The organism is Candidatus Endolissoclinum faulkneri L5 (assembly GCF_000510265.1).
Classification (GTDB): Bacteria; Pseudomonadota; Alphaproteobacteria; order Thalassobaculales; family Thalassobaculaceae; genus Thalassobaculum; species Thalassobaculum faulkneri_A.
The window spans coordinates 1,346,289-1,372,614 of sequence record NZ_CP006745.1 but is presented as its reverse complement, the minus strand read 5'-3'; the positions used below and the strand labels follow the sequence as shown (position 1 = coordinate 1,372,614).

The following is a 26,326-nucleotide window of genomic DNA, read 5'->3' as shown; positions in this document are numbered from 1 at the left end:
TATCTAATTATGTAATAAGTAAGCCATACTGCTAATAAAAGATTATTGTAAATATGCTTTATCATTGATTCATTTTCAATGAATCGTAATTTTCTGTGTAACTAGTAATTGGTAAGCGCGTTTGTTATTGTATTAAATTAATATATTAATTATTTTTTACTGTTATTAAAAAAATTTTACAAAAGTGTATTAAGGATTTAGAAAATATTTTTTGAAGCTCATTGATGTAGATCAACTAATTAATATAAAAAAATTAATTCGTGCTGGCTGCAATCTTACGCAGCAAACGGAATAACATTAAATTAATAAGAAGCAAGCGTGGGAATTATGTCAGATCGCAAATTAAAATGTTTGCACTATCGAATTAAGAAAAATCTTTATTAACTTTGCTGTATTTATTGTTTTTTTTCGTGCAATACAATCTTGCTTTCACAACCTGCAATAATCCTGCGAATGTTATGATAATGGCGTAGCCATATTATGCTCACGATTACTATTCCAGCTTGAACAAATTCAATATTGCCCATATTCCATGCGAGCAAAGGTGCTACCGCTATAGCTGCTAACGAAGCAGCTGAGGCATAACGAAATACAGAAGCGACGATTAGCCAAAGTAGACAAACGATAATTCCAATATCAGTAGCTAAGGCTAACCATACACCGATAGCTGTTGCTACCCCTTTCCCGCCTTTAAATTTTATCCATAATGGAAAACAATGCCCGATAACCACCCAGACTGCGGCTAAGCTAGCCGTATCGTTGCCAAATTGGCAGCCACCTAATGCCGCGATGATGCCTTTGCAGCTATCAAATAGCACTGTGGCTAATGCAAGACTTTTGTGACCGGTTCGTAGAACGTTAGTGGCGCCAATGTTATGAGAACCAATTAAACGAATGTCATTAAGTCCGAAACACTTAGTAATGATCAGACCGAAAGGGATTGAGCCAATTAGATAAGTAGCTACAACGACAACACAACACTCATATGCATGCATGATCAATTTAACAGAAATAGATTATAAATTAAAGCCCGAATTGTTTCTTTGCAAAAGTTTATTTTTCGACATCATAAACCACGTTACCACGGTAAACTGTTCGCCAGACGCGACCTTCTATCGGCCTTTTATCAAATGGTGTGTTTCGAGATTTAGATGCAAAACGTTCAGGCGCTACCTTGCCTATCCGGTTTAAATCAAATATCACTAAATCAGCATCTCCACCTACTTTTAGTGTACCGTATGGGAGGCCTAAGATACGTGCTGGAGCAACGGTGAGTCGCTGCAGCAAATCTATTAATTTCATAGCTTTAGTATGGACTAACTCTAAACTTATAGTAAGTAGAGTTTCTAATCCGATGCCCCCCGGCGCTGCTTGTGAAAATGGGACGTTTTTTCTATCGGGATCGTGTGGATCATGATCACTAGCTATAGCATCTATGGTGCCGTCAGCGAGACCAGCAACAACTGCTAGTCGGTCTTGTTCGCTACGTAATGGAGGGGAAAGCCGAGCAAATGTGCGGTATCCGATAATAGCATCTTCATTTAGTGCAAAATATGGTGGAGCGGTTTCACATGTAACTGGTAGTCCTCTTTTTTTTGCCTGACGGATGGCTTCTACAGCTGCTGCCGTAGAAAGGTGAGCCGCATGATAATTACCCCCGGTCAATTCTACTAGTCGTAAATCTCGTTCGAGCATTATCACTTCTGCTGCTGAGGGAATGCCAGATAATCCTAACCGCGTCGCAGTTTGGCCCTCATTAGCTGACCCTTTACTAGCTAAATAAGGGTCTTCTGGGTGCTGGACTATAGTGCGTTTAAACATGCTAGCGTAAGATAGTGCTCGACGCATTACCAAAGAGTTAGCGACCGAATGCTTGCCATCAGTAAAAGCGACCGCTCCACTATCTGCTAACATTCCAAATTCTGTTATTTCATGTCCTCTTAGCCCTTTAGTGATCGCAGCATAAGGGTGCACGTTAGCGAGACCGATTTCCAGAGCTCTTCGTTGTACGAATTCAAGCAACGAAACATCGTCGATTACTGGATTAGTATTTGGTAGAGGAGCAAAGGTGGTTATACCTCCGGCTACAGCTGCCTTTTGTGCTGAGGACATATTCTCGATATGCTCATTACCCGGTTCACGTACTTGTGCTCGCATATCAACTAGTCCAGGAGCGAGACAACGTTCTCCACAGTCGATAATATCACTATCCACCCGCGAGGAATCAACAAATACCTTATTGCTTACCTTAGCAATTTTGCCTTCGTGAACTACTAGCGCACCTATCATGTCAAGTCCGCTAGCCGGATCAAGCAGTCGAGCATTATTATAAAGTGTTGTCATTAATTAATTTTTTATCTAAATTTTGCCCTGGCCACCCACAAGGAGATCAAGTACAGCCATGCGGACAGCAACCCCCATTTCTACTTGTTCGCGAATTAATGACCGTTTAATGTCATCTGCCACTAAGCTATCGATTTCTACACCACGATTCATCGGTCCTGGGTGCATAATTAGCGCGTTTGGTTTGGCCGCTTGAAGTTTATTCATATCTAGGCCGAAATATCGGAAATACTCACGCGCAGAAGGTACAAATGACCCATGCGTTCTTTCTTTTTGTAAACGAAGCATCATTATAATATCGCAACCAGCTATGCCGCTTTTCATGTTGTGGTGTATCTGAACCCCCATGCACTCGATTTTGCTTGGCAGCAAAGTAGGTGGTGCGATAAGGCGTACTCGAGCGCCCATGATTAATAGTAGGTGAATATTAGAGCGAGCAACTCGGCTATGGGTGATATCGCCGCAAATCGCAACTTCTAACCCTTCCAGAGATCCCTTACGTCGGCGTATAGTTAAGGCATCTAATAATGCTTGGGTAGGATGCTCATGACTTCCGTCGCCCGCATTAATAACCGAGCATTTAACTTTCTGTGACAACAACTGTACCTCACCGGATTCTGGATGACGTACGACTAAAACATCTGGATGCATGGCATTAAGAGTCATTGCAGTGTCAATCAAACTTTCGCCTTTTTTTATTGAGGAAGATTCGATTGACATATTGATAACGTCACTCCCAAGGCGCTTGCCAGCCAGCTCGAAGCTAGTTTTGGTTCGCGTAGAACTTTCAAAAAACAAGTTAATTATGGTGCGGCCCTGTAAGTTGCTGCATTTTTTATTTATCTGTTGGTTATGTTTAACGAAATATTCAGACCTGTTAAGAAGATGATCAATGTCTAGTTTAGTAAGCCCATCAATGCCTAGCAGGTGATGATGTGGGTAGACTTTATGTTGATGATTCGCTGATGTTAATGTCGAGGTCTGTGAATTAGCTTTGATCATTGGATAATCTTTGTAATGGTCTAGTATTTAGGCGTTATTAAAAAGTTATTTATAAGTAACCTTTAAATAACTTACTACTAAGTGACCTTATAGCTTAAAAACTTTTTATTAAGTTTTTAATGTTGGCAGCAAAGTTTATTAAATAAATCATTATACTGATTCAATACGTTAGGTAAAAAACTGAACAAGAATCATAGTTGTTGGATTTCTTAGCAAAATTACCGATTGACTAGATGTTAGAATTTCTCAACTAATATAAACTTAAGGCTAAGTTTTGTTTTTTGGATAAAATTGCAACACTCAGTTTAGATAAACTGCATTTCTGTAAGAAATACGAATAACTTCTGGTTCTCTATGATTAGAGAATAAGCTATAATCATTTATAAAATATCAAAGAAAGAGGATTTGGTATTTATTTAGTATGATATATTGTTTGCAATTAAACAGGTTAGGGAAAACAGTAAACAAAAAGCTTAGGTTTTACTTAGATTATTAATCAATCGAATAACTAATTCCAGCAAAAATACAATCATTTTTAATTAGGTAGTTTTAAAAATATGCTCCTCGTGGGTTGTTTAAAATATTAAGGAAAATATACTGAATTTAATATGCAATTTCAGGTTTATCGTTGCTTTTTAAAATTACGAAGGCCTTCGTAATTTTAATCTTCTTACTATAAGAAAACAGCAAGATGTCTTGCCAATACCAAGACAACAATCTACTCTGTGAACAAGTTGCAGTGCTTGCATATCATAATGACTAAATTTATCTAAATTAACTAAAAAATTAAGAGTGAAAATTTTTACTGCCCCCTATTCACGTAAATAGACGGTGATAATGTTATACAGACAAAATTTCCTCTACCTGCCAGAGGCTAATAAATATTCATATGGAATAAGATTTAACTAAACTATCAATCAGCAGATGATTGATCTAATATCACTTTAAATATGAAATACAAAAATAATATCTTATTAGAAGATAAGCATATCTCAGTGCAGCATGTTTTATTTAGTACTCTAGAAGATACTTAGAACTAATAAAATACTCAATAGCAATGTCATGCAGCGTTTGATGCAGAAGATGTCGTTTACGATAGGCCTTTACGCATCAGCCAGTGCTTGATGTTTATGTTAGCCGATAGCCTTCTTAGCCAAAATTTTCGAGTTAATTGCCCAAATAGAGATGTGTTAGTAGCTACCTTGGATAGTATTCCTATCGTTATAAGGTAAGCAGGTAACTCGCGACGCCGCCGATAGGCGTATCGCGATAAGGTGTCAGAGCTACCAATATCACCACCTAAGCGTGCAACAGTAGCGAGGACTTTTTCTAAAGTGATCATATCACGCACTGCTAAGTTCCATCCCTGCGCTCCAATAGGGGGTAGGAGATGCGCTGCATCTCCTACAGCCACTACTCGATTTCGTGCTAGAGATAATGAACATCCTATGGATAGAGGGAAGACCGTTGGTAGTGTCGTGATTTTAAGCTGTTTGTAGGCTGGTTGACGAATGCGAGTATCGCTTTCAATTCCCAATAAACCAGTCGACATCATCTTATCAATTACTTCAGTTCGCGCGATGCGAATAAGTGATCCATTATGAGTTCCAAGAGGAACAATTGTGATAGATCCCATATCATCGTAGCGTTCTATACAAAGCCCGTAGTGAGGAGCGTTTAATGCGACCGGAACACAAAGAGCGCTTAGTCCAAGTAGACGTTGACGCATGCGAATACTTGCACTTTTACAAGCAATCGAGAGTTTTCCATCCGCTGCTATTACTAATCGAGCGGTTACTTGATGTCCTCTGTTTGTCTTTATCGTAACACGTTTTTTATTGCTATTGATTGCACTGATCTTATCTTCTAGGTGCTTTTCCGGCTGCATTAGGTTAGCAAGATCGCCGATCGGCAAATTTAATGCTAAATAAGTTTCTTTAACTTCCTTAGCAGAAAATCTTTCCTCGATAAATCCAAATGATCCAAAGCTTTCAATGACTATCCCAAGCAAGGGTGTGGCCTTTGATGGAACATTAACTCCTAAACCGTACAGATAATTAACGCTTGACGGTAGTATAGCGGTATTGCGAGGATCAGCTTTAATTAACTTTTTAGGAGCAATGATTATTGTATCTAGTCCCAACCGCTTTAAAACACGGTAAGCAAGACGACCAGTAATACCATCTCCAATTACTATTGCATCTACTTGCATATTTAGACCTATTTCGATAAGTTTATTATAGTGCTGCTAAACCAGCTGTTAATTCACTTAGAACATCCAAGTTATCCTAAGCTGTTCAATTAAAATTAAAGAACAACATTCGCTTTTGTAGCAAATTTACAGTATTAAAATTTCTATCAAGGAAATTTAATGAAAATTTCCACCAAAGATATTTAAAAAATTTCTGCAAAATCATCTATCTAGTACAAAAGAATATACACAATTATGTTTGCGCAGACATATAAAAACTTTGGTTGTAAAATGCTTAACTGTTTTTAAGCTGTAGCGCTCGCCTTGGTAAACGTTAATCAATAAAGGCTACTTTGTTTTAATGAAAAATTAACCTGTACTACTAAATAAAATTTATTTTTTAATTACTAATTTGAGTAATAGTAAGCTTGCACGTTTTTTTATTTTAATTTTAATGATAATAAAGTCTTCGATAACAAAATTAAAAATTTTATCATCTGGTACTTTATACTATAGTAAACTTTATTTATTTCTCATTACCTTAACTGCAGTTATTTTATTAATTCTTTTGCATTAAAGAATGCATTGCTTGAGTAGCCTGAGATTGATCATAAAATTAAAAATTTTCATTTTTTATTGTAGAAACACTCATTACCCAATTTTTAATTTGATTGTTTTATTGGTTTTCGATATTGCCAATTAACATCAAAATTATTAAGTGCTAAATCTAGTTTTACTTTCGTGGTTACAATAAAAGCAACTAGATGCAATACTTCAGTTAAGTAAGTTTTATAATCTGTTTTTAGTAATACTCCTTAATGTTAAGATTAATTTGTTATTCTCCATAGGCTTATCTTTCTCCTCCAAATGTTTAATTAAATATTGTATAATTTATTCCAGAGCGTCTTTTATTTTGACTCAATTTTATTGACAATTAAGTTAGTTTATAATTTATTTGAATTAAATTATTATAGTTAGTGTGGGCTAAGCACAAATTTATGCTATTAAAAGATAAAATAATCTCGTTTACTTTACCTTAATTAGATAGGTACGAGTACCTATCTAATTTCCTGACGATTTGAGGAAATATATATTATAATGCCTAATTATCAGGAAAATTTACTTATATTCGGCGCTGGACCTGCTGGGTTAACTGCCGGAATTTATGCTGCGCGAGCAAACCTTTCACCGGTGATCCTCACTGGTTTGCAACCTGGTGGACAAATGACTCTTACTTCAGAGGTGGAGAACTATCCTGGCTTCACTGATGTTGTTCAGGGTACGTGGCTAATGGAAAAAATGCAAAAACAAGCCATGCATGTAGGCGCTAAAATTGTTTATGATATTGTAAATTCGGTTGATTTCTCGCAATATCCATTTTCTTGCTTAACAGATCAGGGCGTTGTTTATTTGGCTAAAAGTATTATTATCGCCACTGGTGCCCGAGCTCGCTGGCTTGGTTTGCCAAATGAGGAGCATTTTAAAGGTCGTGGGATTTCTGCCTGTGCTATTTGCGATGGTGCCTTTTATCGGAATAAAAATGTAGTTGTAGTTGGTGGTGGCAATGCCGCAGTTGAAGAAGCTCTTTATTTGGCTAACATTTGTCGCTCAGTGACTTTGGTACATCGTCGAGATACTTTGCGTGCAGAAAAAATTTTGCAAGATAGGTTATTAGATCACGATAAAGTTACTATAATATGGAATAGTGTAGTTGAGGAAGTGCTGAGTAGCATCTCCCCTTCGAAAGGACTGGAAGCTATTCGTATCAATAATTTAAATTCAGGTAAGACAATCGATTTGTCTGCTGAAGGTTTGTTTGTAGCTATTGGTCATGAACCAGATACTAAGATATTTCGCGATAAATTATTACTTGACCAGGATGGATATTTAGTTGTCGAACCTGGTTCAACCAGGACGTCAGTGTCGGGCATTTTTGCGGCTGGCGATTGTGCAGATAAGATCTATCGTCAGGCGATTACGGCTGCTGGAATGGGCTGCATGGCAGCTTTGGAAGCAGAGAAGTACTTAAGTAGATTTGCGAATAAGGCTACGCATAAACAATAGCAAAATTATTTGATTTGCTTTTGGGTTAGCTTGGCTGGTTTAAAAAAGCTAAATTTGAATTTTTGACCTAAATAAATATCTAGTTGAGCAATTGATATTTTAGTGAGCTGATGATATTTTTATGATGATTGATAATGAATTTTTGCTACTTAGCGATTGATTCGTTAAAAAGCGAAAATAAAATGAATATAAAATGTAGTTACTATAAATTTGTTATATTATTTGTTATATTATATATTAAGTAAGTTAATCGGATCAGTTTCAACATTAAGGCAGTGCTATCGCGAATATTAATAATGATTGAACTTTATAAATCTAAAATGCATTATAATACCATTATTGGCGGAGAGTGCAGTTGATTTAATATTTTAATAAGCTGGTAATTTAATTCTTTGCTATCTGATAAATGCTGTAATATAATTAATTTTTATTACAAATCGTTTAATTTTAGTTAATTCTCATTATTATTATTATTTTTGTGTGCGCAAGACGAGTAGATGGACTAGTTATAAGCTGAAATTTTGTTAGTCACGCTTTTTATTTTATAATTTATTTGATTTAGATTAAGTAGGTTCAACCTATTTTACTTAAAACAGTAAAGTAGAAAATATTAATTCTGCGATAATCAAAAATAGTTCAAAAGTTAGGTTCTGAACAAGTTCTTTGGTAAATTCATGAATTTTGAATTACGCCTAATGTAGACTTTATCCTTAAAAATAGCTAATTACAAGTATTTTCTTACTGAAAACTTGCCATTGTAGTCTTAATTCTTGAGCAGGATGCTGATACATTCGCTAAACTACAATAACAAAGGATTCATTACGAACTATTTCTTCGCCTGATTAATTTCATAGGGGATTAACGTTATTGATGTTGAGTAAAATAAAGGAGTTTGGGATAACTAAAATTTACTCAATTATTGAAAGCATTTTATTAAAGATAATAAACATGTAAACAATTATTTTTTGCAATATTCACTAAAGCTTTTGATGCTGGTTGCGATGAAATATTACTCACTAAAATGCATGATTAGGAAAGAAATATATGGTCAAGAATATTGCGATTAATGGTTTTGGGCGGATTGGCCGCCTAGTTTTGCGTTCATTATATGAATCAAAGCGTGAAGATATTAAAGTTGTTTTGGTAAATGCCTTAGGCTCTATTGAGAGCAATGCTCATTTATTTCGTTACGACACTACTCATGGTAGGTTCTCTGGTAGAATAAGTACTGGTAAAGACTGGATGGATGTCGGTATCGGTAGATTTAAGGTAACTGCTGAGCGAAATCCGGCTAATTTGCCACATAATGATCTTGCTGTTGATATAGCGCTAGAGTGTACCGGTAAGTTTACTAAACGAGAAGAAGCCGCCAAGCACATCAAGGCTGGTGCTAAGAAAGTTCTCATTTCTGCTCCAGCGGTTGGGGCAGACATAACCGTCGTTTATGGGGTGAACGATCATCAAATTAAAACAGAGCATAAAATTGTCTCTAACGCTTCGTGTACCACTAACTGTCTTGCTCCAGTGGCTTTCGTCTTAAACAATACAGTAGGCATTGAACGTGGATATATGACTACGATACATTCCTATACTGGCGATCAACCCATTCTTGACAGACTCCATAATGATTTACAGCGTGCTCGGGCTGCTGGCCAATCAATCATTCCAACCTGTACCGGAGCGGCTAAAACTGTTGGTATAGTATTACCAGAACTGGCCGGCAAATTGGATGGTAGCTCTGTTCGTGTTCCGATTGCTAACGTTAGCCTTATAGATTTTAAATTTGTACCTAAACGAGATACCGATGTGGAAGAGATCAGTATGGCGATTTCTGAGGCTGCTAATGGTTCATTGAAGGGGATTATTGGTATTAACTCTGAACCATTAGTATCTGCAGACTTTAACCATGACAGTCATTCATCGATTTTTGATTTAGGGCAAACGCGAGTCATCGAAAGCAAGATGGTTAGAGTTTTGTCTTGGTATGATAACGAGTGGGGTTTTTCTAATCGCATGATAGATACTGCTGCTGTTTTAGCTAAAACTCTTTAACATATAGATTAATTTGTAATCTATAAACTAGGTGAACATATCCTAGTTGACTCCATTGCAAATAATACATTTATCGATATTTTTATTCATTAATGATAAATGTAGCATTGATATTACAGCACCTTTTTTTAACCAACTAATGATTTTTAACTAAAATTTCTAAGTAATATCCTAAAGATAAAGTGCAGTTAAGGTGAAATAACGATATGTTTTTTATGTAAAATAATCGTGTGGTTGTGATTATCGCAGTAAAAATATTTAAGCATTTAAACAAAATCTATAATGAATTATTTTAAGAAGGTATTTTAGATAGACACTAATTTGGTAGTGCGGATTTACAAGTCGATTATCAATATCTCTGCAACGATTATTACTAACAATTCAGTATACTCTAGTGCTTTGCATTGTCCATGTACTGTTAGTCAGAACATTATAATTATCGAACAATGACAATAGATTGTGTTAATCAAACGATATATTATAATCATTCTAGAATTTCTATATCAGTAATAAGGATAAAATATAATTTATATTCTAATTTCAGGGATTATAAATTAATGTAATTTGTAGCCTTGTGCTTAAGAGGGGGCGATAATATTCATTGGAAAAGTTATTTAAGGCGCCCTTATTGCAGCTTATTATATCGAATGTTAAATTTCGTATTAGCTTTCTTATACTAACTGATTACTTATGTAGATACAACCTTAATGCTTTGTTATAGTAACCTATGATTAGTTTTGTAGCTATGTTACTTTTTTAAATTGAACCGTAACAAATCTATGTAAGGTATATAAAAAAAAGATTTATTTACGCAAGTCATTTTTTCTTATTTTTGTTAGCGAAAATTAAGACGACAGATAACGCTAGAACAAATAATTCGATAATTTATTTTATGGGATTATTACAAACAGATAATATCTCTTCTTCCTAAGAGATATGAATAAATTTTATGACATTTTAGGTTAAATCACAATTGATTTTATTATAGTTTGCCTTTCTATAGATTAAGAAATTTATAATTGTAATTTAGTCATAATTTAATAAAATTGGTGCCTAGCCTTAAGGTTTATATAGAGCAAATGGGAATGATGTGAAATAGTGCTTACAGATGTGTTAAAAATCAACCAGAGCTGTCATTGTATAGTGCAGCAATAATGATTGCTCTCTTAAAATAGTTCTTTAAAGATTTAGCTAGAACCGCATAATTTTATTAGAGAGAGGACTCATGGCGATTACCAATGAAGTTAAAAAAATCTTGGATTACTATGAAAGTGATAATCCTGGGACAAAATCTAACCTTGCTCGCATATTAATGCATGGTAAACTTGCTGGTACTGGTAAAATGGTTATATTGCCAGTTGACCAGGGATTTGAGCATGGTCCAGTATGCAGTTTCGCATCTAATCCTCATGGTTACGACCCTCATTATCATTATAAGTTAGCGATTGATGCAGGACTTAACGCCTATGCTGCTCCTCTTGGCATGCTGGAGGCAGGAGCTTATAGTTTTGCTGGTGCAATTCCTACAATATTAAAAGTAAATTCTTCCAATAGTTTAGCCCGCGATAAAAAAAGTCCATCTCAGGCTATTACTGGTTCGGTCAACGATGCTTTACGGCTCGGCTGCTCAGCAATCGGCTTTACTATTTATCCAGGATCGGATTCTCAGTTTGAAATGATGGGACAGATGCGTGAGATAGCTGAAGAAGCTAAGGCGGTTGGTCTTGCTGTTGTTATATGGTCTTATCCGCGTGGCGGAGATTTGTCAAAAGAGTCTGAAACTGCTATTGATATTTCTTCTTACGCTGCACACATCGCGGCCTTAGCAGGTGCTCATATTATAAAAATTAAGCCGCCAAAAGCTGCTATTCTTCGCGAGCCAGAGCGTAAGTTGTATGAAAAAAATAACATACCAATTTCAACTTTATCTGATCGCGTTCGTCATTTGATGCAATCAAGCTTTAATGGACGTCGTATCGTGTTGTTTTCCGGCGGTGATGCTAAGGGAGTAGAAGGTCTAATGGAGGAGATTCATAGTCTATATAAAGGTGGTGCGAATGGTTCGATTATTGGCCGTAACACATTTCAGCGATCTCGTGATGAAGCTATGCTGATGCTAGATCAGATCATAAATATTTATAAAGGTAATTCGATTAAATACCTATGTCAGCAGAAATCTACCTAATCACACCACCGCGCATTCCTAATCTGGCAAAATTTTGCGATGACCTTAGTGCTGTTCTGGATATTGGTTTAGTTGCTTGTGTTCAACTTCGTCTGAAAAATGTTAAAGATAGTATCGTAGTAAGAACTGCTGAAATAATACTACCGCTGTGCCACGAGCGTGGAGTACCGTTGTTGCTGAACGACCGTCCTGATTTAGCGGTAAAGGCTGGTTGCGATGGATGTCATCTAGGGCAAAATGACATTTCTTACTATGATGCACGCGCGCTTATGGGGCCAGAGGCACAGATTGGAATAACGTGCAATAACAGTCGCCATTTAGCTATGCAAGCAGGTGAAGCTGGAGCTGATTATGTTGCTTTTGGTGCTTTTTTCCCGTCTACTTCTAAGTACAATGTCTCTATAGCCTCAATAGAGACATTGATTTGGTGGGCAGAACTAATGACTATTCCTTGTGTCGCTATTGGGGGTATTAATGCATATAATTGCGAGTTACTTGTGAAATCTGGATCAGATTTCTTAGCTGTGATTAATGCAGTATGGGGACATCATGCAGGTCCAGTTGCTGGAATAAAAGCATTTGAGCTATTACTAAAAAGCTAAAAATATTTACTAATTTAATGATAGTATGATTTTACTTTAATATACGAAACTAATTTATTGTTATTAGAAAAAAAAGTAACTGATTATATCATTAATATAGAGATCAGTTTTTGTCTCTTTATTTTATAAGTCAAAAAAAATTTTTTTGTGTATATTCCATATATACTTATTGTTCAATTTCCTTACTAAGATTTAACAATATTTTTGCTGCTGCAAAATATACAAAGTTGTTTGTTTTCCCTAGTGATTTGCTAAAAGTAGAGATTTTTTATTCATTATTTTTAATGCTTATAGTTTACCTGTAGGGAGTTTTAAAATTCTTAATGCATTAAATGGATTTCAATCCCAAGCATATCGTAGTAAGTTTTCTATTAAGAAAAATTGAAATAAAAGTTTATTTTATAATGTAAATAGATTGTCTTCTAAAGATTTTCTTTTATGATAGTATAGCTAGGTATAGGAAATTCTTATAATTTTTGAGAAAAAGAGATTATTAGTAGGGATTTTTGGATGCTAGTGCGTATAAATTAAATACTTATTTAATTATACTTTGGTATTTAAGCTTTTATTAAATGAATAAATTCTAGTCAATTTACTAAAAGAGGTTAAACATATAGAATATACTGCAATCTTTGTTTTTTACTTTGAGTTGCGCACAAAGCATTGCTGTTCAGCATTTATATTATCAAATTTGATTAATGAACTAATTATATCGGGGTATATTAGCATCTTATTGCTTCACAATAAAGAAGATTTTAATATTGATTTTAGTCTAAACTGATTAAAACACTAACACTTCACATATTAAAAATTTTTTGATATTTATTTTTGGAGGAAATTTAGAATTTTTTTTGCGTAGCGAATAAATCCAATCAGAAAATATATTTATTATAAAATTATAGTGCGGATAGATAATATTGCTAATTGTATAATATTCAGGGATACTAAACAAAATCATGATCGTTTCTGAATAGTTATGAGTACTTTTAAAATTTAAAAAATTAATTATCCTTGCAAGGATACTCTTAATTTGTGCATCAACTTATCTTTAGATAGATCGAAAAGCAATCCAGTATAGGCCTGAGTAATATGAAAAATACTTTTTTATTTTGTTAAAAAAAATAAATATTCTATTTAGTAACAGAAACTTTGATCTTTACTAAAGAGATATAGTACGGAGTCGTATAAAATAGCCATTGTGATTTAGCTATAATTAACAAAAGTTTAATCATTAACTTAGTAAATTAGCATTTTCCAATTTCCTTTAGGAATATTAACTATTATAAGAAAGTTAAATAGTTATATAAAATTTTTTGATTTAGTTAGTATAATTGTCTAGCTGTGTCCTGTTAAAGTTAAATAAAATAATTTAAATTTATTATTATGATCAAATTTAATACAATTAAATATTGTTATGTTTAATGGCTAAAAAAACTAAATGATATAAAAATTATTAGCCTTTAATAAATTACCTTTTTTTGTAAAAATAATTAGCCTAAAGCATTTTGCGGTATTGATATTTCTGTATGATGATATAAAGGTTTTGATTACAAACTAATACTTGTCACATATTTCTTAATAGCAAATTATATTACAGTCATAAAATCCTAGTAGTATCAAACTACTAGTGTAATTATAATCATATTTTTATTATGATTATAATTGAGTTTAACTAACCTAATAAAAACCTTAAATCAATTAAGTAAAAATAGCTTAAAAATAATTTTACGATAAACATTAATTAGCTGTTACATTTCTAGATAAAATTTTTCTATTGATGAAAAATAAAATTTTAAGTTATTACTAATAATAATTATTTGCTTTAGTTTAATAATTCCTTTTGTAATTGATTTTAATCTTTAGCATTTTAAAGTCTACTAAGGGTATATTTCATTCTGTTCTTAATAAGTAATATTATTTATTATTTCATAATACATCCTTTTTCTTAAATTTATTTGCTAGCTTAATAAATATTTAACACATTTTAATGTCTAGTTGATTTAATTTGTATTCACAATACTTTTTTTTAGCTTATATACTATAAAATTAAAAAAATAACAGTAAATTAGCTAATGATTATTATAGTACTAGATAAATCATACCATGTATAAAAAGTTATAATGATTAATATTAATTAATCATCAACTAATTTTTTTAACTTAAGTTATTATAAATTAATTTTTTGACTTAATAGCAAGATACAATTATTCTTTAATCTTCTCTATAAGATTAAAGAATAATTGTATCTTTTTGCTGATTGAGGATATTAAAATGTTTTCTACTCTTGCTATTGCGGTTGGTGTTTCAGCTGATGCTTTTACAGTAGCGATTGGTAAGGGTGCTAGACAAGAAAGACACCGGACAATAGATATTCTCACAATCGCTTTTGTTTTTGCATTGGCGGAGACTATCGCGCTTTTGATTGGCTGGTCGTTTGGGCGTGCTGCTAACAGCTATATCGCTGTAGTTGACCATTGGTTTGCTTTCAGCATCCTTGGGGGGGTTGGTTTGAGAATGATATGGGAAAGCTTAATATCTTCACCACCTAGCCATTCCAGACCTGCCATGATATGGCCAACTCTTGCGCTAACTTCTATTGGTACCAGCGTAGATACTTTAGGTGTAGGTGCCGTGTTGGCTTTAATAGAGGATTCGCTATTTTCAATAGCGTTTTCTATAGCTGCAGTTACTTTTGTGCTGGCTTGTTTAGGTATGTTGTTAGGAAGGGTGGCTGGTACAGCCATTGGTAAACCAGCGGGTGCGATCGGTGGAATTATTTTAATTACTATTGGTAGTGTTATACTACTACAGCACTTATAGATGTAAAAAATTAATTAATAATTGTGCTAATAATTGAGTAAAGTTATAAACTAATGTTTATCCTTGACTTAAATACAAGATTAAGATTTTTTTGAATAAATTGATTGTGCTTATTTGACTTAAGTTTTTTATATGATAGAAGATTTATCATTAAATTGATAAGAGGTTAATTGCCTCCATAGCGATTTTACCTAATGTTATATCTCATATGTGCTTTGTTGTAGTCTAGATAAACAATGAGGATCGTGCTTCTGGCTGCGCTACATAAATAAAGTAAGGAAATATTTATAAGCTTGTTTTTCAGGTATTCGTTGCTCACATGTGGATTTGAGCAATCTGTTTTTGGTTTATTTTCTTATTGATTTTACCGCAAGTCCAGACTGTTCTTGATAAGATAATGTTGCTATACAGCAAAGCTGTATGCATCTTAGATTAGAGTAAAATATTATTTTTATCCATTAGTAAAAATTTACATATTAACTTGTATTAGATGAATTGATCGAATCAATGGGCTTTTTAATAGCCACTATTTAATGATGAGTATTTTATTTTTATAGATAATTATTAATTACGTCAGAAAAATGAAAATCAATAATTTGTTTTAAGATGCATTATTTGGTTTATTATTGTCGTTAACTAAATCATGTTAGTGATAAAAGTTTTAAGATATACTGATGTATAAATTTAGATTAAAAATTCTATTATTAAAAAATAAACCTGATTATTGTTATAATTCTAATTTATTGATTTATCGTTTCTTATATTGTAAGAGAGTTTTTCTTAGGTTTTAATCGCAACTGTAACTTATTTTTATCTGATAAATCATTTTTTAATTAATAATAATTAAAGCGATTAGCATTATCTAATTTATTTGTGCTTTATAATTAATTATTAGCGGATTTAGTTGTCTAAGCGAGACTATTATAGCGCGCAGGAAGTGGAAGGTAGCTAGGGAGCAACTTACCAGCAGTTGCTCTTTTCCCTCTCCAAGTAGCAAGGTCATTTTCAGGATAAATAAACCCACTTTTTATAGGCCAGGACATGCCTTCTTTAGCGTTAAAAACTATCAAATCAGCCATTGAATCACCTGATTTATAACTTTGCAAAATAACACCTTTGCCACGACTCATCTCAGGCAAATTATTTACGTCAAATATTAACATTTTGCGATTAGTACCGATTACTGCCACTGTATCACCACTAACTGGAATACAAACCAATGCTTTAGAATCTTCATCTATTCCTAGTACTTGCTTGCCAGCTCTAGTTTGAGCTAGCACTTCGTCAGATGCTACGATAAAACCTCTCCCATCGGTTGAAGCAACTAAAAGTTTCTCTCCAGATCTGTGCGGGAAGATAGCAACAATATCGTCGTCATTGGCAAGGTCTATTATCAAGCGAACAGGTTCGCCATGTCCCCTCCCAGAGGGAAGCTTATCGCCGCATATGGTATAGAAACGGCCATCTGTAGCAAATAAAATGATCTTGTCAGTAGTTTCCGCATGAAAACGAAAACGTTCACTATCGCCTTCCTTATACTTTACCTCTTGGTCTAGATCAATAGATCCGCGAAGTGCTCGTATCCAAACTTTTTCTGAGCAAATTACTGTAATGGGCTCGCGTTCGATCATAGCCTCGTTCGGAATGGTTAAGATAGGTAGAGCTGGAACAATATCAGTGCGACGGCGGCCGATTTCGGTAGATTTGCCAAATTTTCTTTTAATTTGGCTAAGTTGTTCGCTTATAATCTGCCATCTTCTTTTTTCGTTAGCAAGCAAATCAATTAAATTATCGCGCTCAATAGAGAGCTGCTCATGCTCTTGTCTTGATTTTATTTCTTCTAGTTTTCGAAGAGAACGTAAGCGCATATCCATAATAGCTTCAGATTGCCCTTCAGTTAAGTGAAATTTTCGCATCAGTTCGGCTTTTGGTTCCTTTTTTTCTTGGATGATCAGAATTATCTGGTCCATGTTAAAAAAAGCAATTTGGTAGCCAACAAGTATTTCCAAACGATGAGCGATATTGTTTAATCTATGTTTAGTTTTACGTATAAGTACTTCGTGGCGATGATTAAGAAAGGCTTTTAATGCTTCAGACATTCCCATTACTCGTGGGATGTTATCTTTATCAAGTACATTCAGGTTTAACATAACTTTAATCTGCAACTCAGTTTGTTTAAACAAGCTTTCCATTAACACTGCGGGATCAACGTTACGGTTTTTTGGCTCCAGCACTACTCGTACATCATTTGCTGACTCGTCTCGGATCTCACCTAAAAAAGCAAGCCTACGAGCATGAAGCAGTTCCGCAATACGCTCAATTAGTCGAGATTTTTGAACTTGATAAGGAATCTCAGTAATAGCAACTTGCCAAGTACCATTCTTTAATCTCTCAACATTCCAACGAGCACGTAGACGAAAAGACCCTTTACCAATGCGGTAAGCGTTTTGCAGAGTTTCACGAGACTCTACTAGTATACCACCTGTTGGAAAGTCCGGACCTGTCAGTTTTTCTAATAAAATTTCAATTCCAGCATCCCAGTTCTTTATCAAGCATTGCAGTGCTTCGCAGACCTCATCTAGATTATGAGGCGGAATAGAGGTTGCCATACCTACTGCGATACCTTGACTGCCATTAGCTAGCAGATTAGGAAATGCTGCTGGAAAAACAACCGGTTCTTTTCCTTCAGCATCATAAGTGGCACGAAAATCAACTGTATCTTCATCGATTTCTGCCATCAAAAGTTGCCCTACTTCTGTTAATCTTGCCTCAGTATATCGCATTGCCGCTGCATTATCACCGTCGACATTGCCAAAGTTTCCGTGTCCGTCAATTAATGGATAACGTACGGCAAAATCTCGAGCTAAACGCACCATTGCATCGTAAATTGCAGCATCCCCATGAGGATGAAATTTACCCATAACGTCACCAATTACACGTGCTGATTTTTTAAAACCCCTATCTGGAGATAGTTTAAGCTTTCGCATTGCAAATAGAAGTCTCCGATGTACTGGTTTTAATCCATCGCGCACATCCGGTAAAGATCGTGCCATTATGGTTGATAATGCGTAAGCTAGGTAGCGCTCGCTCAACGCATCTGCTAGCCAAGTATCGTGAATAACTTCTGCCTGGCTCGGCTGTTGTGGCGGTGTAGGTAACAGAGAAAATGGCATACTCATGCTTTGTAACCTATTTGATTATCATAGCTTACTTGATAAAATTTTTAACTAATCATTCTTCTTCATAGAAGTATGATTAAACAGCGATACGCAATTTTAGAAAAAAAAGATAAAATCTATATAACGTTATTATAGTAATAAAAGTTATACAACCTGCAATACTACTAATTGTAAAGTTTTTAACAATGCACTGGGGAAAAGACCGCTGCTTTATCACCTTTTTATGAGCGCTAGACAAGAGTATAAACTATCAATAATTTTAGAAGAATGCATGAGATAATTAATCATCTGCTCGGCAGAGCAGATTATGTCAGTCAAACATATAGTTACACTGCAATATTAGGAAGATTTATGTGTAGTTTAAAAGAGGTTTAGTTGCGTTAGTTATTTTTTTTTAAATAAGCCCTGGTTTAACAGAGATAGCAGGAGATTTAGCTACAGCCTATTTGTCGAATTTAGTTGTTCTGGAAATGAAGGCTGGCTTTGCTATTTTCGGCTATTTTAAATAGTATGATACTTTGAATGTTATCTTGTTAGATGAATTGATTGATAATTTAAATTTACACTAACACAGGTTTTGAAAGTTTTCTTGACATTTTTTTGCGAACTTTTATGAACAAAAATAGATGAACTCGATGTTCTAGCATTTTTTCTAGCTCATTGCGCGCAAGGAAGCTGATGTGCTTGATATTTTTACCTCCCTTACCAAGGGTAATTTTTTTATGATTGTTACGTTTTACGTACAGGACTTGGTCAATTTTTATCGATCCATCGTCACGCTCAGTCCATCGATCGGTTTTTACTATTATTGAATACGGCAATTCTTTATGCAGATGTAAAAATATTTTTTCTCGAGTAATTTCTGCAGCCATTAATCGCATCGGTATATTACTTAACTCGTTCTCGGTATAAAGCCACGGTCCAGATGGTATTCTTGTACTAAGATAAATCTTTAGATCTTTGCATCCACTACCAGTTAAAGCAGATATCATGAATATCTTTTCAAATTTAAATACTTCGTTTAACTGTGCAGCTAATGGCAGCAGCTTTTCACGTTTGATATTATCCACCTTGTTTAAAGCAAGTACCGTATTACGGTTAATTTTATTTAAACCATGAATAATCTGCATTGTATTTTCATCAAACCCAAGGTGGGCATCTACAACTAGGACAAGTAGATCAGCATCTTTTGCTCCTCTCCAGGCTACTTCTATGATAGGCTGGTCAGCCAGCCTTTTAGGCCTAAAGATTCCAGGCGTGTCAAATAAAATAATTTGAGTTTGGCCTTCTGAAACTATTCCACAAACTCTTGTACGAGTTGTTTGTGCCTTGTGAGAAACGATTGACACTTTGCTGTTGACGATTCGGTTTATCAATGTTGATTTGCCAGCATTTGGTGGGCCAAGTAAGGCGATTAAGCCACAGTGAGATTTAGATGGATTCATTCGCTTACTAGTTTAATTAACTTAGCAGCCGCAGATTGCTCAGCCGAGCGTTTAGATCGTCCTACGCCAATGCTTGGTTCATAACCATCTACTATAACCTGAACGGTGAATTGCGGTGAGTGAGCTGGGCCAGATTGATCTGTTATCGTATAGTGCGGCAAAGCTAACTTATGGCTTTGCGCCCATTCTTGAAGAGTTGTTTTTGGATCTTGGGGTGGAATTAGGTCAACTTCTAGTAGTTTATTCCATTCCACTCTCACAAAACGTCTAGCAGCTTCTATTCCCCCGTCAAAATGAAGAGCGCCAATTACTGCCTCCATTGCATCGGACAGAATTGTATTACTATTACGTGAACCAGCATTTTCCTCACCTTTTGATAATATCAAGAATTTTCCGAGGTGGATGGTGCGTGCAACTTTTGCTAAAGCTTCGCAGCGCACTAAGTTAACGTGACGTTTAGCAATTGCTCCCTCACGTTCGCGTGGAAAACGTTCGAGAAGTTGTTCTGCTACTATAAGTGCTAGCACTCGGTCGCCTAAAAATTCTAGACGTTCATAGGCATTCCAAGTACGAGATGAGGCACTAGCGTGGGTAATCGCTTGTCGTAGCACTTCGATGTTTTTAAATTTGTGATAAAGGATGTTGCTGAGAACGGATAAATTTATGCTATTTGATTTCATTCAATCTTTTCCAGAATACGGCTGTAACGGATTACGACAGGCCATTTCCATATTTCCCAAAACTTAGCTTTTTCGCTGTGAGAGAAAAATAAGATATCAGCGCGACCTACTAGGTTTTGTTCAGATATCGTTCCTACTTCGGGGAAACGACTGTCTTGGGAATTATCCCTGTTATCGCCCATTGCAAAATAATGTTTGGCAGGTACGTGATAAATTGGAGTGTTATCTGCACTACTATTGTCACTGTATTCTACAATAAGATGCTCTCGACCATTAGGTAAGGTTTCTATAAATTGTCTCGAAGATTTTTTGTCGTTTTCAAAATGAAAATTCTTGATTTGATGGCGTTTTACTGGTTTACCATTTATATGTAATATTCCATTCTTCACTTGTATATCATCTCCAGGAAGTCCAACAATGCGTTTAATGTAGTTAGTTTTATTATCGCTAGCTAGTTTGAAGACTACAACATCACCAAGCTTAGGCGGTGTGAAAAAGATGCGTCGATTAATGATTGGTATAGAATAAAGATTGTATCCGTAAGATGCTTTGGAGACGAAAAGATAATCTCCAACTAGAAGGGTAGGAATCATCGATTGTGATGGGATATTAAAGGGTTCGTAAAAGAAGGTTCTGATAGTGAATGATAGAGCGCAGGCAATTATAACTGTGCGTAGAAATTCACCATATACACCCGATTTTTTTCCAGTCATCAATTAACCATCTTCACATTAATTTTAATTTTTAGTTCATATTCCAGTACTTAGCAGGTATGCAGAATTTTACTTGCAGCAGCAAGCAATGGATTGATTGTATACTAAAGCCAATTGAGTGTTTATAAGTATATTAGCGATCTTAGCAGAACTAAATATTAAGAACAAGTAGTCTGTTATTAACTAATAATTCATTATTAGTTAATAACAAAAAATAGCTGAACTATATTCTCATATAGAGGAATAGAATGAGCTGACTTAGCTTTTGCTCCCTAGGGAGAGAATACTATAACTTTATATTTATGTGTCTTCTTATTACACTAATTATAAATCTATGATTACCACAATAAATAAAAAAATAGTTTGTTCTAAAAGTTTTATAAATAAATTTTGCTTAAATGACTAATTACTCATTAATTATAAGCAATCATTATAGTATTTTTTATAAACATAAGATCATCTTCTTAATTATACATGATCCACAGAATTGATTACCTGTGGTGCAGGTAGGCAGTTATAATTATACTAGGCAGGTAAAATAAACTATATTACAGGTCAATCATGATTTTTAAAACTTGATGGATCGATTCATTAATTTTTTTAAGTTAACGATTGTACTACGATTATTGTCCGATAATAATTGATAAGAATCAACAATCCGTCTCTTGTTGGATATTACTACTTTTTGATGATTAATATCGATTTGACTGATACCATTATCCTAGACTACTTCAATCAAGTGCATTGGCTAGTTTTGTGACCCCCAGGGTCTTGCAATCAACTAACATGATTTGTGTCTCTTTGTTATGATTTACGATATCGAAGATATTTTTTACAGGTAACGGATGAGAGTAGTTTTAATGAAATACATTGTCGTGGCATTTGCTTAATGATCGGATCGGCATTGCGATCTTGTAAACTTCTTACTTTATAGTAGCTTATGCTAAGCGATTGACAATGATACTACTGGTTTTATCTGATAGTTGGCAGATAAAGCCTACAGAAAGATTTCTATAAGCACCTTTCAGATTACATCGCGATTCTAGAAGCATGGAGATTGCTAATACATCAAGTATTGAGCTTATCGAGAAGTTTTTCAAGTTTTCTCTTAGTAAAGAATAATAATCTTCTTGTGAATATTTTATATAATAAAGGCTTACTTAAAGACAAATCAGTGTTGCTTTCCCTTTAAGCGCACGATCTGAGCGGACAGCTTAAGTAAAATCAATTGCCCTCACGTACTTGTTGCAGAAAAATTAGATTTCCTTTAGCGGCAAGCAAAACTATTATCTTGGTAAGTCGTTTTTTAGTGGTTGCTCAAAAAAAACTTTTCACTACTTGAAGCTCGCTTAAAAAATATCGAATAACTCATGAATTAACTTATATTATTTGCCATCATTAGTTCAATAACATTCTTTTTTATTTGCACTGGGCAGCTACTCAAAACTCAACAATAAGTGCATCTCAATACGTTGGCAATATTGGATAATGAAGTTATTATGTAGTAAATGATATCTATTCATTTTTGGTATAGACATGTAATTTTTTAAAACACTTGACACTACCAGATTGAAGGTTATGCATGATGCTAATAAATTACTAGCAAACACTGATATCATTAAGCAATAAACGGAAGGTTATAATATCGAATTAGTTGCTCAATTTCGACTTTTCGTCGCATTTTTGTGATATCTAGTATGGTTTTCTTATATTCTACTCGGAATGATAGAAGTAATTTATTATAAAGCAAATAGCTTATCATGCAATTCATTAGATTGTGCTTTTGCGAATATCTACTTCTTGATTGCGCAAATAATTCAAATCGAGTCTCTGATTAAGTAGGTTGTTTCGAAATTGTTTGATTTCTACTAATGTGATGCTTTCTGTTCTTTTAAAATTTCACTAATGCCAAATGCAAGATAAACCTATGGTTGCATGCTAGCGGATGTGTTATTATAGCCGTCTGCTAATTTTTAATAAGATTAAAGAGCACATATTGTGTTTTTATGTGAAATTTTTACTAGTAACACATGAATATCTTGACTGATAAACAGTTATAGCTTTAAAAAATTTTTAGTTTTTAGTTATGCATAGTCGCTGCAATCGCTTCCTTTGCTATATATTTTACTCTATGCGAATATACCCCGATAAGTCTAGGTTGTTAGATCACAACGTCATTGCACTTAGCTATTTTTGACATACTAATTATTAAACTGCGATAAACAGGATCATCATCTTGATCCCAGTGAAGTGGTATTAAGAACCCATCAGTCCTTCCACGTTATCATCCTCAGTTTTATCAAAATCTGCTTGTTTTTGCAAGCTTCTAATAAGCGATTCCCTTAGCCAAGAAACGTCAACAGTTTCCTCAGCAATTTCGCGTAAAGCAATAACTGGATTTTTATCATTATACTTGTCAATTGTAACATTTGAACCAGAAGATATGTTGCGCGATCTTTGAGCTGCAATCATAACCAGATCAAATCGATTAAAAATTTTAACTATGCAGTCTTCAACAGTAACGCGAGCCATCAGTAACCTGTAAATTTTAAGTGTTTTTAATGTCAATGTATAACGTATAGCATAAAGCGGTGCACTATTGTACTGGCTAAATACAGAGAAAACAAGTTAAGATCTAATCTTGTAAGGAAAAATAAAATCGGCTACTTAGGTAGTAAGCGGACAGATATCTAGTATATCTGAAGATAATGCTTTGATCCTATCGGAGACTGTTTCACCAGTGATCGGATCTTGCCAATTTGGGAATAGATCACGAATTGGCAATAAAACAAAGGCTCTTTCTGCTGCACGTGGATGTGGCAATATTGGAGGAGTCGAACTAACTCTAATTTTTCCATTAAAGTCTATAATATCAAGATCCATTTGTCGTGCTTCATTGCGTACTTGACGAACTCTTCCAAAAGCATTCTCAATAGTATGTAGACGTGATAAAAGGCTCTCAGGAGAGAGCGTAGTGTTAATAGCAACGACGCCGTTTATAAATTTCGGTTGCTTAGACATTGGTACCGGGTCAGATTTAAACCAACGGGAACAGCCTACCACCTCAATATCTACTTCTTGTTTTAAAAGAACGACAGCTGCTTCGCAGGTAGCTAAAGGGGTTTTGTATCCATTCGCTGAAAGGTTTGCACCAATGGCGATAAGAATCATAATAAATTCCACACTTAAATCTTTAATCTATGCTATACTCCGTGTCATACAAGTATAACTTAGTTAGGTACTGGCTTTAAATTATAGCAAAATTTCTGCTGCCATTTAACAAAAGTTAAAATCATAAAGTTTTATTTAATCGCAAAAGTCTTTGATTGTATATTGAATGACAAAAATTTACTAGCGTTGATTTGGAATTAGTTCTTATAGCAGTATGCTATTAAGAAAGTTAAATTATTTTACATTAATAAGATTTATTAAAAAAATCATTATAGACATGGATCGATTATAAGTTAGTTCATTGGCCAAAGAAAAGGTATTTGATTATCATACCGAGCAGTTGCACCGTGCTAGCCTAGCATATACTACGCAAGCTTAATATTAATTTAAATATATGTAACTTTATTTTTACGCTAAATTAATGAAAGATTAATTTCTTGCAATATTCTTGGTATTGATTTTACGTTTGTTATCTCACTTAATTTAGATTGTGAGGTTGTGAATAATTCTTATTAGCTTTGTATAATAATAAAAGATTATAACTAAAAACTTGAATTGGTATTAAAATGCTTTGCTCTCTTTTTAAAAATTTACAGATGTAAAAGTAATTATGATGTTTAACATAGTATAAGCAGTGCTTTTCTATTTCATTTACGCGCTTTTAATATGTTTATGTAGTAAAATTCAATATTATGTGTTTATTAGGATAGAAGCTTTACAAAATAAACCGAAAATCATTCGCCGTCTAATCCTAGCTGTAGCTTAACGACAAATAATTAGTTAAGCTGTACTATTGTATTGTTTACAAACAGTTGTGTTTAAGAGGTATACGGCTTGGCTATTGTATTTTATTATCAATCTAATGTATTGATTATTTGCATTAAAATATACAAAATATTTTAGGGAATGGGATTGGGCGTAGAACATCAATTTTTAATTTCTAATTATTCTCAATATCTAATTTACTTAGGTTAGTATCTAATTAAGTTTGATACTTACGATATTGATTTTTTTGTTTTATGAATATTGAATGACTTTTGGAATCATGGTAGCAGGCTATGTTTTTTATGTATTAGTTGATTCGGGTGTAGAAAGTTTGATATTGTTATTGACCAATGTGGTGAATAAGTGGCTTTATAGAGCGTAATATCAGTATTTTAAACAGTTTGTGCGAAAAGCAAAATTAGCTGGGTAAGTGATTGAAAGCTGTTATTGATTTTTGCTTACTATGTAAATTGTAGTATAATTTTTCTGCACGATTAAATCGTGGACTGTTGAATATAGTAGAGAATAAAGTCGTAAAGTTAATTAAAATTACTACTACTTACTCCTGCTGCTGTTGCTAGCGTATAATCTGAAAATATCAATATAGAAGTTTAGGAGCGTACAGATTGCTGAAATACGTTTTGTTGGATAATCTAAATGCTACACAGAATCTTGCTTCTTTTCTTGCTAAACGAGCTACAATTGGCATGGCAATTTTATTGAAAGGATCGTTGGGTGCTGGAAAAACTGAGCTCTCTCGTGCTTTCGTACGTGCCTGGCTAAATGAACCAAATGCAGAAGTGCCTAGTCCTAGTTTTACTATGGTGCAATTCTACGAATCTACACGCGGAACTGTTTGTCATTGCGATTTATATTATCTGAGTAATCCAGGTCAAATTGACGGGCTGGGATTGGAAGAAGCATTCGATGAGTCCATTGTTCTTGTGGAATGGCCAGATCAGCTGGGTATGCATATACCGTTTAATCGGCTTGAATTGACTCTTGAAGTCTGCGACAGCTGCGAATGGCGTATTGCGAATTTAATTCCATACGGTACTTGGATTAATCATTTTAGTGACCTTAACAAACTGTTCTTAGACTTTTAAATAATAAG

At 34.3% G+C, this 26,326-nt stretch carries 16 protein-coding genes; 6 read left to right on the top strand and 10 right to left on the bottom strand.

Annotated features, from left to right (window positions below; all coding sequences use genetic code 11):
• Nucleotides 1–395 precede the first annotated feature (395 nt).
• The 4 genes from plsY to P856_RS03835 all read right to left on the bottom strand — a co-directional run bounded on the left by plsY (nucleotide 396) and on the right by P856_RS03835 (nucleotide 5,557).
• Nucleotides 396–995 (bottom strand): glycerol-3-phosphate 1-O-acyltransferase PlsY, encoded by a 600-nt coding sequence (gene plsY / locus P856_RS03850; RefSeq protein WP_044214939.1) that lies wholly within the window; start codon nucleotides 993–995, stop codon nucleotides 396–398.
• A gap of 58 nt (nucleotides 996–1,053) precedes the next feature.
• A complete protein-coding gene (pyrC, locus tag P856_RS03845) occupies nucleotides 1,054–2,343 on the bottom strand; it encodes a dihydroorotase (RefSeq protein WP_025300850.1) in 1,290 nt (429 codons plus the stop codon).
• A gap of 15 nt (nucleotides 2,344–2,358) precedes the next feature.
• Entirely contained in the window at nucleotides 2,359–3,345 is a 987-nt protein-coding gene (locus tag P856_RS03840) for an aspartate carbamoyltransferase catalytic subunit (RefSeq protein ID WP_025300849.1), read from the bottom strand.
• A gap of 1,090 nt (nucleotides 3,346–4,435) precedes the next feature.
• Nucleotides 4,436–5,557 carry an FAD-dependent monooxygenase gene (locus P856_RS03835; protein ID WP_025300848.1) on the bottom strand — a complete coding sequence of 374 codons (1,122 nt, stop codon included), beginning with the start codon at nucleotides 5,555–5,557 and terminating at the stop codon, nucleotides 4,436–4,438.
• A 1,077-nt stretch (nucleotides 5,558–6,634) separates the two neighbouring features.
• Here P856_RS03835 and trxB point away from each other — a divergent pair.
• From trxB to P856_RS03810, 5 genes are all read left to right on the top strand, one after another.
• On the top strand, nucleotides 6,635–7,600 hold the full coding sequence (trxB, locus tag P856_RS03830; RefSeq protein WP_025300847.1) for a thioredoxin-disulfide reductase: 966 nt from the start codon (nucleotides 6,635–6,637) through the stop codon (nucleotides 7,598–7,600).
• A gap of 1,044 nt (nucleotides 7,601–8,644) precedes the next feature.
• On the top strand, nucleotides 8,645–9,652 hold the full coding sequence (gap, locus tag P856_RS03825) for a type I glyceraldehyde-3-phosphate dehydrogenase (RefSeq protein WP_025300846.1): 1,008 nt from the start codon (nucleotides 8,645–8,647) through the stop codon (nucleotides 9,650–9,652).
• A 1,225-nt stretch (nucleotides 9,653–10,877) separates the two neighbouring features.
• The gene (locus P856_RS03820) at nucleotides 10,878–11,837 is read left to right on the top strand and encodes a class I fructose-bisphosphate aldolase (RefSeq protein WP_025300845.1); all 960 of its coding nucleotides are present in this window, start codon (nucleotides 10,878–10,880) and stop codon (nucleotides 11,835–11,837) included.
• Nucleotides 11,816–12,439: a thiamine phosphate synthase gene (thiE, locus tag P856_RS03815; RefSeq protein WP_025300844.1), complete on the top strand. Its 624-nt coding sequence runs from the start codon at nucleotides 11,816–11,818 to the stop codon at nucleotides 12,437–12,439. Before P856_RS03820 ends, thiE begins: the two co-directional genes overlap by 22 nt.
• 2,271 nt (nucleotides 12,440–14,710) lie before the next feature.
• Nucleotides 14,711–15,259, top strand: coding sequence for a manganese efflux pump MntP (locus tag P856_RS03810; protein ID WP_044214938.1), 549 nt, complete (start codon nucleotides 14,711–14,713; stop codon nucleotides 15,257–15,259).
• Nucleotides 15,260–16,167: 908 nt separating this feature from the next.
• On the opposite strand, the gene parC is transcribed toward P856_RS03810, so the two are convergent.
• From parC to folK, 6 genes are all read right to left on the bottom strand, one after another.
• Nucleotides 16,168–18,438 carry a DNA topoisomerase IV subunit A gene (gene parC, locus P856_RS03805; RefSeq protein ID WP_044214936.1) on the bottom strand — a complete coding sequence of 757 codons (2,271 nt, stop codon included), beginning with the start codon at nucleotides 18,436–18,438 and terminating at the stop codon, nucleotides 16,168–16,170.
• A 560-nt stretch (nucleotides 18,439–18,998) separates the two neighbouring features.
• A complete protein-coding gene (gene era, locus P856_RS03800; protein ID WP_025300841.1) occupies nucleotides 18,999–19,883 on the bottom strand; it encodes a GTPase Era in 885 nt (294 codons plus the stop codon).
• Nucleotides 19,880–20,563: a ribonuclease III gene (gene rnc / locus P856_RS03795; RefSeq protein WP_025300840.1), complete on the bottom strand. Its 684-nt coding sequence runs from the start codon at nucleotides 20,561–20,563 to the stop codon at nucleotides 19,880–19,882. The genes era and rnc overlap by 4 nt, the downstream gene beginning before the upstream one ends.
• Nucleotides 20,560–21,276 (bottom strand): signal peptidase I, encoded by a 717-nt coding sequence (gene lepB, locus P856_RS03790; RefSeq protein WP_025300839.1) that lies wholly within the window; start codon nucleotides 21,274–21,276, stop codon nucleotides 20,560–20,562. Before lepB ends, rnc begins: the two co-directional genes overlap by 4 nt.
• A gap of 2,256 nt (nucleotides 21,277–23,532) precedes the next feature.
• Nucleotides 23,533–23,808 carry a DNA-directed RNA polymerase subunit omega gene (gene rpoZ / locus P856_RS03785; RefSeq protein WP_044215063.1) on the bottom strand — a complete coding sequence of 92 codons (276 nt, stop codon included), beginning with the start codon at nucleotides 23,806–23,808 and terminating at the stop codon, nucleotides 23,533–23,535.
• A 135-nt stretch (nucleotides 23,809–23,943) separates the two neighbouring features.
• Nucleotides 23,944–24,447, bottom strand: coding sequence for a 2-amino-4-hydroxy-6-hydroxymethyldihydropteridine diphosphokinase (gene folK / locus P856_RS03780; RefSeq protein WP_025300838.1), 504 nt, complete (start codon nucleotides 24,445–24,447; stop codon nucleotides 23,944–23,946).
• 1,391 nt (nucleotides 24,448–25,838) lie between these two features.
• On the opposite strand from folK, the gene tsaE reads away from it, so the two are divergent.
• Nucleotides 25,839–26,318, top strand: coding sequence for a tRNA (adenosine(37)-N6)-threonylcarbamoyltransferase complex ATPase subunit type 1 TsaE (gene tsaE / locus P856_RS03775; protein WP_025300837.1), 480 nt, complete (start codon nucleotides 25,839–25,841; stop codon nucleotides 26,316–26,318).
• The last annotated feature ends 8 nt before the right edge of the window (nucleotides 26,319–26,326 follow it).